The 15,945-nt window shown below is 69.0% G+C and carries 15 protein-coding genes; 6 read left to right on the top strand and 9 right to left on the bottom strand.

From position 1 onward, the window contains the following. Positions 1–22 precede the first annotated feature (22 nt). From KOE53_RS10675 to hrpA, 4 genes are all read right to left on the bottom strand, one after another. The gene (locus tag KOE53_RS10675; protein WP_188058451.1) at positions 23–910 is read right to left on the bottom strand and encodes a DUF4349 domain-containing protein; all 888 of its coding nucleotides are present in this window, start codon (positions 908–910) and stop codon (positions 23–25) included. Positions 911–1,003: 93 nt separating this feature from the next. Then, entirely contained in the window at positions 1,004–2,212 is a 1,209-nt protein-coding gene (locus KOE53_RS10670) for an MFS transporter (protein WP_188044637.1), read from the bottom strand. Positions 2,213–2,273: 61 nt separating this feature from the next. Further along, complete coding sequence (gene ppgK, locus KOE53_RS10665) at positions 2,274–3,080, bottom strand: polyphosphate--glucose phosphotransferase (protein WP_188044636.1); 807 nt, start codon at positions 3,078–3,080, stop codon at positions 2,274–2,276. Between the two features lie 26 nt (positions 3,081–3,106). Beyond that, positions 3,107–6,949 (bottom strand): ATP-dependent RNA helicase HrpA, encoded by a 3,843-nt coding sequence (hrpA, locus tag KOE53_RS10660; RefSeq protein ID WP_188058450.1) that lies wholly within the window; start codon positions 6,947–6,949, stop codon positions 3,107–3,109. Between the two features lie 86 nt (positions 6,950–7,035). Between hrpA and KOE53_RS10655 the strand changes: the two genes are divergently transcribed. Both KOE53_RS10655 and argG read left to right on the top strand, forming a co-directional pair. After that, entirely contained in the window at positions 7,036–7,887 is an 852-nt protein-coding gene (locus tag KOE53_RS10655; RefSeq protein WP_188044634.1) for an aldo/keto reductase, read from the top strand. Positions 7,888–7,945: 58 nt separating this feature from the next. Continuing rightward, positions 7,946–9,367, top strand: a complete 1,422-nt coding sequence (argG, locus tag KOE53_RS10650; RefSeq protein ID WP_188044633.1) for an argininosuccinate synthase — start codon at positions 7,946–7,948, stop codon at positions 9,365–9,367. A gap of 143 nt (positions 9,368–9,510) precedes the next feature. On the opposite strand, the gene KOE53_RS10645 is transcribed toward argG, so the two are convergent. Further along, on the bottom strand, positions 9,511–9,759 hold the full coding sequence (locus tag KOE53_RS10645; RefSeq protein WP_188044632.1) for a WhiB family transcriptional regulator: 249 nt from the start codon (positions 9,757–9,759) through the stop codon (positions 9,511–9,513). A 203-nt stretch (positions 9,760–9,962) separates the two neighbouring features. On the opposite strand from KOE53_RS10645, the gene KOE53_RS10640 reads away from it, so the two are divergent. Then, positions 9,963–10,394 (top strand): hypothetical protein, encoded by a 432-nt coding sequence (locus KOE53_RS10640; RefSeq protein WP_188044631.1) that lies wholly within the window; start codon positions 9,963–9,965, stop codon positions 10,392–10,394. 18 nt (positions 10,395–10,412) lie between these two features. Here the strand turns inward: KOE53_RS10640 and bcp are convergent, their stop codons facing one another. The 3 genes from bcp to aroA are packed head-to-tail and all read right to left on the bottom strand — an operon-like array spanning position 10,413 to position 13,315. Continuing rightward, a complete protein-coding gene (gene bcp, locus KOE53_RS10635; protein WP_188058449.1) occupies positions 10,413–10,895 on the bottom strand; it encodes a thioredoxin-dependent thiol peroxidase in 483 nt (160 codons plus the stop codon). Positions 10,896–10,904: 9 nt separating this feature from the next. Further along, complete coding sequence (gene rsgA, locus KOE53_RS10630; protein WP_188058448.1) at positions 10,905–11,963, bottom strand: ribosome small subunit-dependent GTPase A; 1,059 nt, start codon at positions 11,961–11,963, stop codon at positions 10,905–10,907. Further along, entirely contained in the window at positions 11,960–13,315 is a 1,356-nt protein-coding gene (gene aroA, locus KOE53_RS10625) for a 3-phosphoshikimate 1-carboxyvinyltransferase (RefSeq protein WP_188058447.1), read from the bottom strand. Before aroA ends, rsgA begins: the two co-directional genes overlap by 4 nt. Positions 13,316–13,443: 128 nt before the next feature. Between aroA and KOE53_RS10620 the strand changes: the two genes are divergently transcribed. The 3 genes from KOE53_RS10620 to KOE53_RS10610 all read left to right on the top strand — a co-directional run bounded on the left by KOE53_RS10620 (position 13,444) and on the right by KOE53_RS10610 (position 15,177). After that, positions 13,444–14,073: a sigma-70 family RNA polymerase sigma factor gene (locus KOE53_RS10620; protein WP_188044627.1), complete on the top strand. Its 630-nt coding sequence runs from the start codon at positions 13,444–13,446 to the stop codon at positions 14,071–14,073. After that, positions 14,070–14,342 (top strand): zf-HC2 domain-containing protein, encoded by a 273-nt coding sequence (locus tag KOE53_RS10615; protein ID WP_188044626.1) that lies wholly within the window; start codon positions 14,070–14,072, stop codon positions 14,340–14,342. Before KOE53_RS10620 ends, KOE53_RS10615 begins: the two co-directional genes overlap by 4 nt. A gap of 64 nt (positions 14,343–14,406) precedes the next feature. Beyond that, on the top strand, positions 14,407–15,177 hold the full coding sequence (locus tag KOE53_RS10610) for a DUF1684 domain-containing protein (protein WP_188058446.1): 771 nt from the start codon (positions 14,407–14,409) through the stop codon (positions 15,175–15,177). On the opposite strand, the gene KOE53_RS10605 is transcribed toward KOE53_RS10610, so the two are convergent. Beyond that, positions 15,164–15,898: a tyrosine-protein phosphatase gene (locus KOE53_RS10605; RefSeq protein ID WP_188044624.1), complete on the bottom strand. Its 735-nt coding sequence runs from the start codon at positions 15,896–15,898 to the stop codon at positions 15,164–15,166. The genes KOE53_RS10610 and KOE53_RS10605 overlap by 14 nt on opposite strands. Positions 15,899–15,945 lie beyond the last annotated feature (47 nt).

Raw genomic sequence — 15,945 nt, 5'->3', positions numbered from 1 at the left:
AAGCGTCCCCGCGCCAGTCAGATTACGCCTTTGGCCTACGCGCAGCACGCACAATCGTGACCACGATGCCGACGACGAGCGCGATCGCAATGATCCAGGGCAATGCCACGCCGAGGGCGAGCCCCAGGCCGACGATGGCTGCCCCGAGCGAGCTGATGCCCAGCAGGATCGCCTCCCAGAAGTTCTCGGGTCCGCTGACGGGTGCGGTACCCGGAGCATTGAGGGTAACGGAGATGGTGGCCTCGTCGACCTGATTGTCGAGGTAGTCGAGCTGGCTGGTCAGCCCGTCGAGCTCGGCCTGGCGTGCGGTGAGCGCGCTCTCCGCGGCGATGAGGTCGGCGGTGTTGCTCGCCTCGGCCATCAGCGCGCGCAGGCGTTCGGTCGAGACGGTAAGCGCCGCGACGCGGGCCGACAGGTCCTGGCGCTGCAGCGTCACGTCGCTCGTGGATCGGCTCGTCGAGACCACCTTCCCGACGCCCGAGATCGCGGTGATCGCGTCCTCCAGGCGATCCGAGGGCACGCGCACGGTGAGGCTGGCGCTGGCCGGGCCCCACTCGCCGGCCGCCCCGACCGAACTGAACTCGACGCGGCCGTCGAGCGGCTTCAGCGCGGCAACGACGTCATCAGCCGCGGCCTGCGGGTCTGACACCTCGATCACCACATCGCTCGTGCGGATGATTGATTCCCCGGTGGCGGCCGACTTTCCATCGACCGTCGCGAGCTCGGGCGACGCCGCCAGGTCCTGCAGCGCCTCGGTCTGCGGCATTGATTCTGCGCTCCCTCCGGTGGGGCCGCCGCTGGGGCCGCCGAATGCACAGCCGGCGAGCATCAGGGCAAGCGCGGCGACAAGGCCAACGCTCGCCAGTCGAGCGCGGGACGCGGTGCGGTGGGTCATCCTGAGACGAGTCATAGCATCACTGTAGAGCGGCCGGTCAGGGCCGCGGGAGGAGCTCTCGGCAACGATGCGGTGACGATCCCGCGGCGCTCAGGTTGCGCAGACGGGCTAGACCTGCGGCAGGGTGATCGGCGCGGTGTCGGGAATCGGGGCGGCGTCGCGTCCCCGCATGTCAGGGATCCACCGGCTGCTGATGGCCGCCGCGATGGCGGCCAGCACGAGGAACGCGGCGGAGGCGGAGATCGCGCCCATCGGCCCGAAGCGGTCGATCGCGAAGCCGGCGAATGCTGAGCCGAGGGCGACGCCGATGAGCTGCCCCGTGCCGACCCAGCCAAAGGCCTCCGCGGTCTCGGAGAATTTCACGGTCGAGCTGACGATCGTGAAGATGGCGGCGAGCGAGGGGGCGACGCCGAAGCCGGCGAAGAACAGCACCAGCGACAGCCACCACATATCGAGGCTGAAGAGGCACAGGAGCGTGCCGCCGGCGACAATCAGGATGCGCCAGAACAGCGACCAGGGGGTGATCTGCCGGCCGCCGATGAGCAGACCGCCGACGATCGATCCGGCAGAGAAGATGGCCAGTACGATCCCGGAATCGATGCCCTCGTGTCCGAACACGGAGACGATGCCTGCCTCAACCGCCGCGAACGACGCGACGAACAGGAAGCCGACGATCGTCGCGACGATGACGGTGGGGCGGCTGAGCACGGCGCCGAGGCGGCGGCGCGAGAGCGGGATACGCACGCGGCCGACCTCGGGGGAGGCGATGAACCAGAAGCCGCCGAGCAGCATGAATGACATCGCGACCAGCAGGCCGACCGTCGTGCTGATCTGCGTCGAGACGAAGACGGCGACGACCGGGCCGATGATCCAGATGATCTCCTGCGCCGAGGCGTCGAGGCTGAACAGCGCCGAGAGCTGGCGCGAGGGCACCATCTTCGGATAGATCGTGCGGACGGCGGGGGTGACCGGCGGCGTTGTGATGCCGAGGAAGAACGCGATGATCGCAATCGCCCAGATCGGCATGTGCATGAGCGCGATGATCGCGATCATGGCCGAGCAGACGAGGGAGGTCACGCCGAGCACGGGGCGCATGCCCCAGCGCCCCATCAGGCGGCTGGTGACGGGCCCTGAGATGGCCTGGCCGATGCTCTCCGCGGCGAGCACAATGCCGGCGGCGGTGTAGTTGCCGTAGGTGAGCTCGATGTGCAGCAGCATGGCGATCGAGAGCATGCCAAACGGGAATCGGGCCGTGAGCTGGGCCGCAATGATTCGGAAGACTCCCGGGCTCTTGGCCAGTTCACGATAGATTCCCACGTCGAAATACTAGTGCCCAACAGTCCAGCCGGTACAGCGATCCCGGCGAGTCTGGCGGCACCTAGTGCTGCGTGAGCAGTGCGGCCCCCACCATTCCCGCGTTGTTGCGCAACTGGGCGGGGACCACGGTGGCCTGCACGCCCTCCAGCGGGAGGTAGTCGTCGGCCGACTTGGAGATGCTGCCGCCGAGCACGATGAGCTCGGGCGTGAACAGGCGCTCGATGTGGGCGAGCACCCGTGCGAGGCGCGCTGCCCACTCCGCGAGCGGGAGCCCGTCGCGCTCGATGATCTTGGGGGAGATGAAGCGCTCCACAGGCGCGTGCCCGTCGAACTCGAGATGCCCGAGCTCGGTGTTGGGGACGAGGGCGCCGTCGAGCAGCATGCCCGAGCCGAGCCCGGTACCGAGCGTGAGCACGAGCGTGACGCCGGCGATGCCCTGCGCGGCGCCGAGCCGCGCCTCCGCGACCGCCGCGGCGTCGGCATCGTTGACAAGCGTGCACGGGGCGCCGATCGCGGCCTCGAGCAGGGGAAGGGCGTCGAGGCCCACCCAGGAGGGGTCGATGTTCCCCGCGGTCAGAGTGACGCCGTGGCGCACCACCGAGGGCACGCAGATCCCGACCTCTGGGGCGACGGGGATGCCGCGGCTGGAGAGCTCGGCGCGAATGTCGGTGACCATGTCCGCGACGACCGCGATGACGTCGTTGGGTCGGCCGCCCTCGGGCGTTGCCACCTTGTGCCGCCCGGTGAGAAGTGCGCCGGTAGCGGGATTGATTCCTGCGCCCTTCACCCCGGTGCCCCCGACGTCGATGCCGATGACCGCCGTGCTCAGGTGCGGTGCAGAGGACGATGCAGGCGACGTTGCGTTCATGCGTCCAGCGTACTCGCGCACGGCGACTATTCGCCGCGCAACACCTTCTGAATACGCTGCGCCGACACCGGCTCCGCGGTGCGCATGGGCTGGGCAAAGAGGCTGATGCGGAACTCCTCGATGAGCCAGCGTGCGCGCTCGAGATGGGGAGCCGGATCCGGGCCGAGGGGGATCGTGCCGCCCGCGGCGGTGAACAGCGCGGTCACCCGGTCGATCTCGTTTTGCCAGGCCCGGTCGCGGCCCGGCTGGGCGCTGAGTCCGCGCATCCGGATCGCGACCGCGTCGAGGTAGAAGGGGAGCCTTTCGAGATGATCGAGCCCGGTCTGGGAGACGAAACCGGCGTCACCCTTGGCCTGGTAGACGAGGCCGTCGACCTGGTGCGCGGCGTCCGCGACCTGGCTGAGCACCGCGAGCGACTTCGCGTCGCCGATGGCCTTGCGCGCAAGCCTGGCCGAGTTCAGTACCTTCGCGGTGAGCGAGATCGTCGTGAACAGGTCGTTGATCAGGGCGCGCGCGTAGTCGTTGGCCAGTGCCTCGAACGCCGCCGCCGACCAGACGAGGCCGTCCGGGGCCACGCGCCGGATGACGCGGTCGGCCACCGCCAGGGACGCGTCCGCGATGGCAGCGTCGAGCGTACGGTAGGGGCCTGCACCCAGCAGCAGCTTCTCCTCGTTCGAGAGGTGATCGCGCACGTAGCTCGCGGGGGAGGGTGAGCTGAGCTGCAGCAGGCGGCGGATGCCGCGCCGCGACACCCGGGCCTGCTCGCTCGCGTCGGTCACGAGGACGATGTCGACCGCAGTGCGTCGGTCGAGGATTGCCGGGTATGCCCGCACGACACCGCCGCCGTGCTTCGCGTCGAGGTGTCGCGGCAAATCACCGAAGTCCCAGGCGGTGACGCCCTTCCGGTTGAGCTCGCTCGCGACGGGGGCCTTCGCGCCGGCGACCTTGGCGACGCCCGTGCGCGCCCGGTCCTTGTTCGCGGCCTGCAGCTCGCCGAGGTCCTTGCCCGTGCCGAGCGTGCGCCCGCGCTCGTCCACGACGCGGAACGTCGGGGTCAGGTGGGCGGGCAGCCGCGCGATGTCGAAGTCGGCGGCGGTCACGAGCACGCTCGTGCGCCGCTTGATCTCGGCCGCGAGCAGCTCGGTGATCGGCGTCGTCGTGTTCGGGTCGTCGAGCGCCGGCTCGATGGCGACCAGCAGCTTCTTCGCCCAGTCGGCGGCGGGCACCACGTTGCGCCGGATCGCCTTCGGCAGCAGCTTGATGAGCGCCGTCACGAGCTCTTCGCGAAGCCCGGGCACGAGCTTGCCGAAGTCGCCAGGGTCGAGGCGGGGGAGCAGGGGCAGTGGTACCGAGACGGTCACGCCGTCGTCGCCGGCGGTCGGGTCAAAGCGGTACTTGAGCTGCAACGTCTGGTCGCCGTGGGTCCATTTGCGGGGGAACGCCGACTCGTCGACCTCTTCTTCCGCCTCAATGAGGTCCGAGCGTTGCATGGTGAGCAGCTTCGGCTGCGCCTCGCGGGTGCGCCGCCACCACCCCTCGAACGAGCGCGTCGACACGACCTCGGCGGGGATGCGCGCGTCGTAGAACGCGAAGATCGTCTCGTCGTCGGACACGATGTCGCGGCGACGGGTGCGCTCTTCGAGCTGCTCGAGTTCCTTGCGCAGCTGGCGGTTCTGGCGATCAAAAGCTTGGGGTGAGTCCCACTCGCCCTCGACGAGGGCGTGCTGGATGAAGAGCTCGCGGGCGTGCTCGGGGTCGATCCGGGCGTACTGGATGCGGCGATCCTGCACGATCGGCACCCCGAAGAGCGTGACGCGCTCGGTCGCGACCGCGGCGCCCTGCTTCCGCTCCCAGCGCGGCTCGCTGACCTGACGCTTCGCGAGGGGGCCCGCGAGCTCCTCCGCCCAGGCGGGGTCGATTGCGGCGTTGCCGCGCGCGAAGAGACGGCTCGTTTCGACGAGCTCGACGCTCATGACGCACTCGGGCGGCTGCTTCGCGAGCACCGAGCCCGGGTACAGCACGAACTTGGTGCCGCGAGAGCCGAGATATTCCTGGTTCGGCTTGCGCTTGCCCGGCGCGCTCCGGCGTTCTTGCCGCTCGTCGCGCACGCCGAGCTGCGAGAGCAGGCCCGCGAGCATCGACCGGTGGATCGCCTCGGAGTCGGTCGAGGGCTCGCCGATCTCGAGCTTCAGTGACTTCGCCATGCGGGTGAGCTGGCGGTTCAGGTCCATCCACTCCCGCACGCGCAGGAAGTTCAGGTACTCGGCCTTGCACATGCGGCGGAACGCGCTCGAAGACTTCTGCTCCTGCTGTTCCTGCAGGTAGTTCCAGAGGTTCAGCAGGGTCATCAGGTCGCCCTGGGGGTCGTTGAAGCGCGAGTGCGCCTCGTCGGCCCGGCCGCGTTCGGCCTGGGGGCGTTCGCGCACGTCCTGAATGGTGAGGCCCGCGACGATTGCGAGGACGTCGCGGGTGACACCGCGCCGCTTCGACTCGAGCACCATGCGGGCGAAGCGCGGCTCGATCGGCAGGCGCGAGAGGTCGCGGCCGATCCGGGTGATCTTGCCCTCATTCACCGCGCCGAGCTCGCCCAAGAGGCCCAACCCGTCGGCGATGCCGCGCTTGTCGGGTGGCGTGAGGAACGGGAAGGCGGCGATATCGCCGAGCCCCAGCGCGAGCATCTGCAGGATGACCGACGCGAGGCCCGTGCGCAGCACCTCGGGTTCCGTGAACTCCGGGCGCGAGAGGAAGTCCTCCTCCGAGTACAGGCGGATCGCGATGCCGGGGCTCGTGCGACCGGATCGGCCCGAGCGCTGGTTCGCGCTGGCCTGCGAGATGGCCTCGATCGGGAGGCGCTGCACCTTGCTGCGCACGCTGTAGCGGGAGATGCGCGCGGTGCCCGCGTCGACGACGTAGCGAATGCCCGGGACAGTCAGGCTGGTCTCGGCGACGTTCGTCGCGAGTACGATGCGGCGCATGCCCGGCCCACTCCGCTCGAAGACCCGGTGCTGTTCGGCTGAGGTGAGCCGGCCATACAGCGGCAGGATCTCGGTGCGGCCTTCGCGCCCGCTGGCGCGGAGCCGGCCGTTCAGCGCGTCCGCCGCGTCGCGAATCTCGGCCTCGCCCGAGAGGAACACCAGCACGTCGCCCGAGTCCTCGCGCGCCAGCTCGTCGACGGCGTCGCCGATCGCGTCGAACAGGTCGCGCTCTTCGCGGCGGACCTTCGGCGGCCCGTTTTTCGGATCCGGAACCGAAACCTCGGTCACCAGCGGCCGGTAGCGAATCTCGACCGGGAAGGTGCGGCCCGACACCTCGACTACCGGGGCGTCGCCGAAGTGCTTCGAGAACGACTGCGGGTCGATCGTCGCCGAGGTGATGATGACCTTGAGATCGGGGCGGCGGGGGAGGAGGCGCTGCAGGTACCCCAGCAGGAAGTCGATGTTGAGGCTGCGCTCGTGCGCCTCGTCGATGATGATCGTGTCGTACTTCTTCAGATCCCGATCGCGGTGGATCTCATTGAGCAGGATCCCGTCGGTCATGAGCTTGATCTGGGTGCGCTCCGAGACGCGATCGGTGAAGCGCACCTGGTAGCCGACGATCCCGCCGAGCTCCTCGCCCAGCTCCTCCGAGATGCGCTCGGCGATCGTGCGGGCCGCGATCCTGCGGGGCTGTGTGTGCGCGATCTTGGTGCGACCGAGCGTGAGCGCGATCTTGGGAAGCTGCGTGGTCTTGCCTGAACCGGTCTCGCCCGCGACGATGACCACCTGGTGCGCCTCGATCGCCGCCGCGAGTTCTTCGCGCATCTGGCTGACGGGCAGCTCGGGCGGGAAGTTGATGTGCAGTGCGGGCACGGAGGGGGTCGTTTCTGTCATGGCTCGTCCATTATCGCGGCTCGGGCTGCGTGTGTTCGCGCGGGCGTAGACTTTCCGTCACCGCTGCCACCCTCGAAAGGACTCGTATGTCTGCGCTCAACTCATCCGCGCTCAACATCCCCACGATCGATCTCACCGAGGGCCCGCCGATCCCGCAGCTCGGACTTGGCGTGTTTCTCGTCGACCCGGGCGAGACTGAACGCAACGTGAGCGAGGCGCTTGAGGTCGGCTACCGGCACATCGACACGGCCGCGATCTACGGCAATGAGGCCGAGGTCGGCGCCGCCATCGCGAAGAGTGGGATCCCGCGCGACGAGCTGTACATTACGACGAAGCTGTGGAACAACCGCCAGGGCGACGTGCGCGCCGCCGCGGAGGAGAGCCTCGAAAAGCTCGGCCTCGAACGGGTCGACCTCTATCTCGTGCACTGGCCCGTGCCCGAGCAGGACACGTTCGTGCAGGCCTGGGAGCAGATGATCGAGGTGCGCGACGCGGGGTTGTCGCGCGCGATTGGCGTCTCGAACCACGAAATCGAACACCTCGAACGCATCATCGAGGCTACCGACGAGGTTCCCGCGGCGAACCAGATCGAGCTGCACCCCGAGCACCAGCGCCGCGAGCTCGTGGCCTACTGCCGCGAGAACGGCATCGCGATCGAGGCGTGGGGCCCGCTCGCCCAGGGCAAGAGCGACCTGCTCGGCCTGCCCGTGATCACCGGGGCTGCCGCGGCGCACGGGAAGACCCCCGCACAGGTGGTGTTGCGCTGGCACATCGAGAACGGCACGATCGTGTTCCCGAAGACGAGCCGCCGCGAGCGCATGATCGAGAACGCTGGCCTCTTCGATTTCGCGCTGCGCCCGGAGGAGCACGCCGCCATCACGGCGCTCGAGTCGGGCCACAACTACGGCCCCGACCCGCGCAGCTTCAACGTCCGCTAGTCGTGCGCTGAGGCGCCCGATTCACGGTGGAGGAGGCGCGCCGCTTAGAATGATGACCATGTCCAAGGTCCTCTCTTCTCTTCCTGTTGGCGAGCGCGTCGGCATCGCTTTCTCTGGTGGTCTCGACACCTCGTGTGCCGTTGCCTGGATGCGTGAAAAGGGCGCGATTCCCTGCACGTACACCGCTGATCTGGGCCAGTACGACGAGCCTGATCTCGACGGCGTCGCGGCCCGCGCCATGGAGTACGGTGCCGAGCTCGCCCGTCATATCGACGCGAAGCACGCGCTCGTAGAGGAGGGCTTCGTCGCCCTCCAGACCGGCGCATTCAACGTGCGCTCGGGCGGCAAGACGTACTTCAACACGACGCCCATCGGCCGCGCCGTCACCGGCACGCTGCTGGTGCGCGCGATGAAGGAAGACGGCGTCGACATCTGGGGCGACGGCTCGACGTACAAGGGCAACGACATCGAGCGGTTCTACCGCTACGGCCTCATGGCCAACCCGAGCCTGCGCATCTACAAGCCCTGGCTTGACGAGGACTTCGTCGAAGAGCTCGGCGGCCGCCAGGAAATGAGCGAGTGGCTCGTGGCGCGCGGCTACCCCTACCGCGACTCGACGGAGAAGGCGTACTCGACCGACGCCAACATCTGGGGCGCGAGCCACGAGGCGAAGCACCTGGAATTCTTGAGCAACGGCCTCGACATCGTCGAGCCCATCATGGGGGTCGCCGCGTGGCGCGAGGACGTCGAGGTGCTGACCGAGGAGGTGTCGGTGCGCTTCGAGGCTGGCCGCCCCGTCGCGATCAACGGCGAAGTCTTCGATGACCCGGTGGCGCTCGTCTACAAGGCGAACGAGATCGGCGGCCGCCACGGCCTCGGCATCTCCGACCAGATCGAGAACCGCATCATCGAGGCGAAGTCGCGCGGCATCTACGAGGCCCCGGGCATGGCGCTGCTGCACATCACCTACGAGCGCCTCGTCAACGCGATTCACAACGAGAACACGCTCGCTAGCTACCACAACGACGGCCGCAAGCTCGGCCGCCTGATGTACGAGGGCCGCTGGCTCGACCCCGAGGCGCTCATGATGCGCGAGGCGCTGCAGCGCTGGGTCGGCTCGGTCGTCACGGGCGAGGTCACGCTGCGCCTGCGCCGCGGCGACGACTACACGATCCTGAACACCACGGGACCGAACCTCAGCTACCACCCCGAGAAGCTCTCGATGGAGCGCACCGTGGGCGCCGCGTTCGGCCCGCAGGATCGCATCGGCCAGCTGACCATGCGCAACCTCGACATCGCTGATTCGCGTCAGCGCCTCGAGCAGTACGCGGCGCTTGGCCTCGTGGGCGGCCCGATCGCTGCCCTGGTGGGCGAGCTCGAGGCCGGCGGGGCAGAAGAGATCGCGAACGCCGTCTCGGGCATCAGCGAGGATGCCGATACGCTCGGCCTCTCGGCCGCGTTCGACGCGGGCACGGACTAGTTGCGAGAGGGGGTGCTGCCACTGGCAGCGCCCCCTCGGCCTGGGCGTTCGCGCCGCAGGCACAAGAAAGGCCCCGCACCGATTGGTGCGGGGCCTTTCTGTAGTGTTCGCGCGGGCCGTCGTGGATCCCGTTGTGAAGCTGGTTAGGACGCGCGACGTGCGCGTGCTGCGCGGCGCTTGAGCGCGCGGCGCTCGTCCTCGCTGAGGCCGCCCCAGACGCCCGAGTCCTGCCCGGTGTCCATTGCGTACTGCAGGCACAGCTCGGTGACGGTGCAACGTGCACATACCGACTTGGCTCGCTCGATCTGCTCGACCGCGGGGCCGGTGTTCCCGACCGGGAAAAACAGCTCGGGGTCTACTGTGAGACAAGCAGCCTGCTCGCGCCAATCCATCTTGATGTGCTCCTTCGTGCAATACAACCGTTGAGTGCGGTGTGAGGGAACGCGCCGAAGAAATCTTCGATGTCTGGTTCCCGCACCGCCTGAATGAGGCTGAGAATGCCCACGACGGTGTGCGCGAAACTCGACGGGATATATAGTTTCATGGACGCAGAGGCAAAGCAATAGTTTTCACGTAATCTTTTCGAAAGGGAGCCGTGGCTGACGATTCACCCCGCATTCATACGCGCGCGAAGGGCGCCTGGAGGCTGCTGTGCATCGTCCTGGGGGTGCAATCGGTTCTCGCGATCGCGCTCGCCTGGATCGCCGTTTCGGGCTTTCTCGCCGCCACCGACGACCCGTTCGCTGACCGCATGAGCGTGCTCATTGTCGCGCTCGCCTCGGTCGTCTGGGTGTTCGCGACGCTCGTTGGCGCGCTGCGCGGGCGAGGCTGGGCGCGCGGCTCAAACCTCACGCTGCAGTTGTTGCTGATCGCCGCGGCAAGCGGGATCCTGCAGGGCATGCTCGGCGCGGGCGTGCCGAGCGCGAGCGCGATCGGGTGGGGGCTCATCGTGCTGGCCGCGGCCGGGATCCTGGGATCGGTGCTCGCCCGCCCGGCGGACCGTGTCGCGGAGCAGCCGGAGTTCTAAGCCGGTTCGAGCGAGCGGCTACGCCGCGCCAAGCCCCACGAGCTTGCGGATGCGGCCCACGTGGCCCGTCGCCTTCACGTTGTAGAGCGCGTTCGTGATGATGCCGTTCTTGTCGATGATGAACGTCGAGCGGATGACGCCCTGCACGATCTTGCCGTAGCTGTTCTTCTCGCCAAACGCGCCATACGCGTGGTGCACGGCGAGGTCGGGGTCGCTGAGCAGCGGGTACTCAAGACCGTCCCGCTCGGCGAAGCGGCGCTGCTTTTCGACCTCGTCGCGTGAGATGCCGAACACGCGATACCCGGCGGCGGTGAGCGCGCCGGTCGACTCCTGGAAGTCGCACGCCTCGATGCTGCAGCCCGGGGTCATCGCCTCGGGGTAGAAGAAGAGGATGACCTTCTCGCCGCGGAGGCCGGAAAGGTTGTGAACCACGCCGTCCTGGTCGGGGAGGGCGAACTCCGGGGCCTGGTCACCAGCGGCAAGTATCGTGCGTTCCGTCATGGCTCCAGGCTAGCCGAGCAAGCGGCGCAGCGATTCCACCCGGGCGGCACCGGCGGCGTCAAGCCGCTCGTCGCGCACCGCCGCGTCGAGCTCGCAGTCGGGCGCGCCCTCGAGATGGGTGCACCCGCGCGGGCAGTCCTCGATGAGTTCGGCAAGATCCTTGAACCCGCGCAGGATCCCGTCGCTCGTCACGTGGCCGAGCCCGAAGGAGCGCACGCCGGGGGTGTCGACGACCCAGCCCGTGCGCATTCCCTGCTGCAGGCGCAGTGCGACGGTCGAGGACGACGTGTGCCGGCCGCGGCCGGTCACCGCGTTGACGTGGCCGGTGGCGCGCTCGGCGCTCGGCACGAGGGCATTGATGAGGGTCGACTTTCCGACGCCCGAGTGCCCGACGAACACGGTGGTGTGGCCGAGCAGGGCCTGCGTGATCTCGTCAAGCGGCTCGTTGCCGGGCGCCGAGAGGAACGCGGGCACGTCGAGCGCCGCGAACTGGTCGAGGAAGGGGGCCGGATCCTGTAAGTCCGTCTTCGTGATGCACAGGATCGGCTGGAGGCCGGCGTCGTAGGCCGCAACCAGGTAGCGGTCGACGAGGCGCACGCGCGGCTCGGGGTTCGCCGCGGCGACCACGATGAGCATCTGGTCGGCGTTCGCGACGATGACGCGCTCGACGCGGTCGGTGTCGTCGGCGCTGCGGCGCAGCAAGGTTGTGCGCTCGACGATCTCGACGATGCGCCCGAGCGTGCCTTCACGCCCGGTCGTGTCGCCGACGATCCGCACGCGGTCGCCCGTGACGATCGAGGTCTTCGCGAGCTCGCGGGCGCGGGCGCACACGATCTCGCGCTCCGGCTCGCCGCCCTCGCCGTTCTGGTGCATGAGCACGGTGTAGCGGCCGCGGTCGACCCCCGTGATCATGCCGATCTCGGCATTCGCCCGGTCGGGGCGGATCTTCGTGCGGGGCCGGTTCGCCTTGGGGTTCGGGCGCGCGCGGATGTGCTGCTCGTCGTACTGCTCGTACTTGTCTTCGAGTTCTTCCGCGTCGTCAAAGGAGCCGCCGTCGAGCCAGCTCATCGGGGGAGCATCCCGTCCCAGAGCTGCGTGAACTCCGGCAGCGTTTTGGCGGTCGTGCCGATGTCGTCGATCGTGACGCCCGGCACGCGCAGGCCGATGAGGGCGCCCGTCGTCGCCATGCGGTGGTCGGCGTAGCTCTCCCAGCGCGCGCCCGTGAGGGGGACGGGGGTGACGGCGATGCCGTCCGGCAGTTCTTCGGCTTGGCCGCCCAGGCGCCGGATCTCGGCGACGAGGGCCGCGATCCGGTCGGTCTCGTGGTGACGGATATGGCCGATGCCGGTGATCTCGCTCGGCCCGTCCGCGAGGGCCGCGAGGCCCACGAGGGTCGGCGCGAGCTCGCCGGCCTCGGGAACGTCGAGGCGCACGGCGCGAATCGTGCCGTCGCCCGAGACCGTCAGGCGGTCGCCCTCGAGGGTCACGGTCGCCCCGAACTCGGGCAGGATCCTGCGCAGCTGGTCGCCGACCTGCGTGGTCGAGCCGGGCCAGCCGGGCACGGTCACGCTGCCGCCGGCGACGAGCGCGGCGGCGAGGAAGGGGGCGGCGTTCGAGAGGTCGGGCTCGATCTCGATCTCGCGCGCGGCGATCGGCCCGGGCTCGACGACCCATTCGCCCTCGGCGGGGGAGTACGCGGTGACGCCCCGCGCGACGAGCGTCGCGATGGTCATCTCGATGTGCGGCACGCTCGGCAGCCGCTCGCCGCGGTGCACGACGTGCACGCCCTCGGCGAAGCGCGGGGCCGAGAGCAAGAGGCCCGAGACGAACTGGCTCGACAGCGAGGCGTCGAGCTCGACGCGCCCGCCGCGCAGCCCGCCCGTGCCGTGCACGGTGAAGGGGAGGGCGCCGCGTCCCTCGTCGGCGATGTCTGCACCGATCGCGCGGAGCGCGTCCAGCACCGCGCGCATGGGACGCTTTCTCGCGTAGGGGTCGCCGTCAAAGGCGGTGGGGCCGAGCGCGAGCGCCGCGACGGCCGGTACGAACCGCATGACGGTCCCGGCCAGGCCGCAGCTGATGGTGGTCGAGCCGATCAGTTCGTCCGCCGGCGTGATCCGGAGGTCCGGGCCGAAGGGGCCGGGATCCGGCAGCGCGTCGATCTGCGTGCCGAGGGCGCGCAGGGCCTCGATCATGAGCTCAGAGTCGCGCGAGTGGAGCGGCGCGCGCAAGACCCCGGGGCCGTCGGCCAGCGCCGCAAGGATGAGTTCGCGGTTCGTCAGCGACTTCGAGCCGGGCAGCGGTACGACCGCGCTCAGTGCGCTTGTCGCGACGGGGGCGGCCCATGCGGGCACCTCGCCGTCGCCGCCCTCACTCGGGCGGCCGGGATCTTCGTCACCTCGGGAATATTTTGCAGTCAGCATCAGTTATTCACCATACCGGCCCGAGGTGTGCTCTGGCCGTCGTGAGTGCGCATCCGCCCACTTCTTCGCCGTTCATTCAGAGGAGCCTGATGCCGAGCATGGTCGCGGAGCGCGTAGGATCGGGCTTCATGAGCGAGACCACGCAGGAGTCTGCGGCAGCACTCGAGGCTCGATTTACGAGGGACGCGCTTCCCTACCTGGATCAGCTGTACGGGGCTGCCATGAAGATGACGCGCAATCCCAGTGACGCGCAAGACCTCGTCCAAGAGACATTCCTCAAGGCGTTCTCGGCGTTCGCCTCGTTTGCCGAGGGCACGAACCTCAAAGCCTGGCTGTACCGAATCATGACGAACAGCTACATCAACGGGTACCGCAAGCGCCAGCGCGAGCCATACCTCGGAGTCGTAGAAGAGCTCGAGGACTGGCAGCTCGGCGGGGCGGAATCCACGACGGCGACGTCATCGCGCTCGGCCGAGGCTGAGGCGATCGATCGCACCCCGTCCGCCGTCATCACCGAGGCCCTCGGCCAGCTCTCGGAGGAGTTCCGCATGGCGGTCGTGCTGGCCGACGTCGAGGGGTTCTCGTATCAGGAGATCGCGGACATGATGAAGACCCCGACGGGCACGGTCATGAGCCGCCTGCACCGCGGGCGCAAGCAGCTGCGGCAGCTGCTCGCCGGCTACGCGCAGGAGCAGGGGTTCGCCGTTGCTTCACCACAGAATGCCGCACCACAGAACACGGAAGGAGCGGCGCGATGACCGGAGAGATCCGCGCCGACGCGCAGACCGGCGATTGCGGTTGCGCCAAGGCCCAAGAGAATCTTGAGGAGTTCGTGCGCAACGAGCTCTGCAGCGCGGACTTCACCGAGGTGCGCGAGCACATCGCGCACTGCCCCGATTGCCGGGACGAAGAGCGCGTCTCGAAGCTGCTCACCGAGGCCGTGCGGCGCGCTTGCACCGAGCCCGCGCCGGCCGACCTCCGCGCCGTCATCCTCGCCCGCCTCAGTCAGGCGCACGGGGCCGAGTAGGCGACCCACCACCACCACGCAAGACTCCGCCGCATGCCCGCGGCGGACACACCCGGAGACGCCAATGACGCACGCATCCAGCCCATCGCCCAGCGCCACCCTGACGACAGAGGTCACGCCCGAGCGCTGGGCGCAGGTCGCGGGTCCGTTCGGACTCGCCTCGCTGCGCATCACGCAGTGGCTGGATGACGAGGCCCGCCCCGTCGACGGCGCGCCGGGGCTCTGGCGCGCCGAGGGTAGCTGCGCGGTGGGTACGTTGTCCGACGGCGGGGCGCCCGAGTGGGTGCTTGCCCCCGGCGAGACGGCCGAGGCGGGCGGGCGTGTACTGAAAGCGCACCAGCGCGACGGGGTGATCGCCCTGCGCGTGCTCGACCCGATGGCAGAGAGCCGCACGACGCTGACGGGGATCGAACGCTTCGTAGACGCCCCCGGGCGTTGGGTGGTGTCCGGGCGGTTCGTGCCTTCCCCAGACGGCGCGACGCGCACCGTGCAGAGCGTCGACGGGACCTCGCGTTCGGCGTCGCTCGATGGCACGGTCGAGATTGAGCTGCCCGGTGGCGAGCGAGCGAACCTCGTGGTGTCTCGGGACGACGACGGCTTCTCGCTGGTGTTCGCGGACGGTATTGCCCGGGACGGCGGGCACCGCTTCCGCTTCCTCGGCATCGGCCCCGCAGTAGACGGCGTCATCACGCTCGACTTCTCGGGCGCCTACCTGCCGCCGTGCTCGTTCAGCGACCACTACTTGTGCCCCATGCCGGCGGCCAGCAATCGCCTCGAGACCGCGATCACCGCGGGCGAGCGACGGGTGCTGCGGGCAGGGCCTATTCGGCGCTGACGAGCCGCGCGTGCAGGCGCGCGAGTTCCGCCTCGGTGAGGCCGTGCTCGAACAGATAGTCCCGCACCGATCCGAAGCGCGACTCCACCTGGTCGAGTGCGCGCTCCAACGCGGGGGCGGGGCTGTCGCCGACGAGTTCCAGAATCTTCGGAGTCAGCGTCACCCCGAAGGACCGCAGCAGTTCGAGATGTGCGTCGAGCCAGGGGCCGGCGAGGTTCGCCGCGGTCACCTCGTAGTCCGCAAGCACGTCGTCGCGATCGACGCCCACGGCGGTCAGCGTGAGGGCCGCAACCGCGCCCGTGCGGTCCTTTCCGGCGGTGCAATGGAAGAGCGTCGCGCCGGAAACATCGTCGGCGAGCAGCCGCACCGCTGCCGTGAGGGTGTCGCCGTGTGAGAGGTAGATTACCTCGGTGAGCTCCATGATCCCGAGCTCTGCCGCGACGTGCTCGCGCGCGCTCGCGAAGATCGGGTGGTGGATCGCCTCTGCGCCGAGGATCTCGGCATCGGGAGACATCTCGAGCTCCGCCGCGTCCCGCAGATCGATGACGCGCTTCACGCCCAGGTCGACGAGGGCTGACTGACCCGCTTCGCTCACCCGGTGCAGGCCGTCCGAACGAAACAGTGCGCCCCAGTTGGTCCATCCGCCGTCGGCGCGGTAGCCGCCGAGGTCGCGGAAGTTGGCGGTGCCGTCGATCGGGATGAGGCGTTCACGAGTGGTCATGCCCCCATCTTGGCAGGGAATCCCGGGGATTTGCAGAAACCGTGAAA

It is taken from the genome of Leucobacter sp. CX87 (assembly GCF_018682295.1).
Taxonomy (GTDB): Bacteria; Actinomycetota; Actinomycetes; order Actinomycetales; family Microbacteriaceae; genus Cx-87.
Note: the sequence above shows the minus strand (reverse complement) of the source record. Positions and strands in the feature narration are given on the sequence as shown.

Bases quoted from the DNA above. Each gene is read 5' to 3' on its own strand.
- ppgK (WP_188044636.1), bottom strand. From the start codon at position 3,080: ATGAACGCAACGTCGCCTGCATCGTCCTCTGCACCGCACCTGAGCACG.
- bcp (WP_188058449.1), bottom strand. From the start codon at position 10,895: ATGACGGAACGCACGATACTTGCCGCTGGTGACCAGGCCCCGGAGTTC.
- hrpA (WP_188058450.1), bottom strand. From the start codon at position 6,949: ATGACAGAAACGACCCCCTCCGTGCCCGCACTGCACATCAACTTCCCG.
- KOE53_RS10655 (WP_188044634.1), top strand. From the start codon at position 7,036: ATGTCTGCGCTCAACTCATCCGCGCTCAACATCCCCACGATCGATCTC.
- KOE53_RS10645 (WP_188044632.1), bottom strand. From the start codon at position 9,759: ATGGATTGGCGCGAGCAGGCTGCTTGTCTCACAGTAGACCCCGAGCTG.
- KOE53_RS10605 (WP_188044624.1), bottom strand. From the start codon at position 15,898: ATGACCACTCGTGAACGCCTCATCCCGATCGACGGCACCGCCAACTTC.
- KOE53_RS10615 (WP_188044626.1), top strand. From the start codon at position 14,070: ATGACCGGAGAGATCCGCGCCGACGCGCAGACCGGCGATTGCGGTTGC.
- KOE53_RS10675 (WP_188058451.1), bottom strand. From the start codon at position 910: ATGACTCGTCTCAGGATGACCCACCGCACCGCGTCCCGCGCTCGACTG.
- argG (WP_188044633.1), top strand. From the start codon at position 7,946: ATGTCCAAGGTCCTCTCTTCTCTTCCTGTTGGCGAGCGCGTCGGCATC.
- aroA (WP_188058447.1), bottom strand. From the start codon at position 13,315: ATGCTGACTGCAAAATATTCCCGAGGTGACGAAGATCCCGGCCGCCCG.
- KOE53_RS10610 (WP_188058446.1), top strand. From the start codon at position 14,407: ATGACGCACGCATCCAGCCCATCGCCCAGCGCCACCCTGACGACAGAG.
- rsgA (WP_188058448.1), bottom strand. From the start codon at position 11,963: ATGAGCTGGCTCGACGGCGGCTCCTTTGACGACGCGGAAGAACTCGAA.
- KOE53_RS10620 (WP_188044627.1), top strand. From the start codon at position 13,444: ATGAGCGAGACCACGCAGGAGTCTGCGGCAGCACTCGAGGCTCGATTT.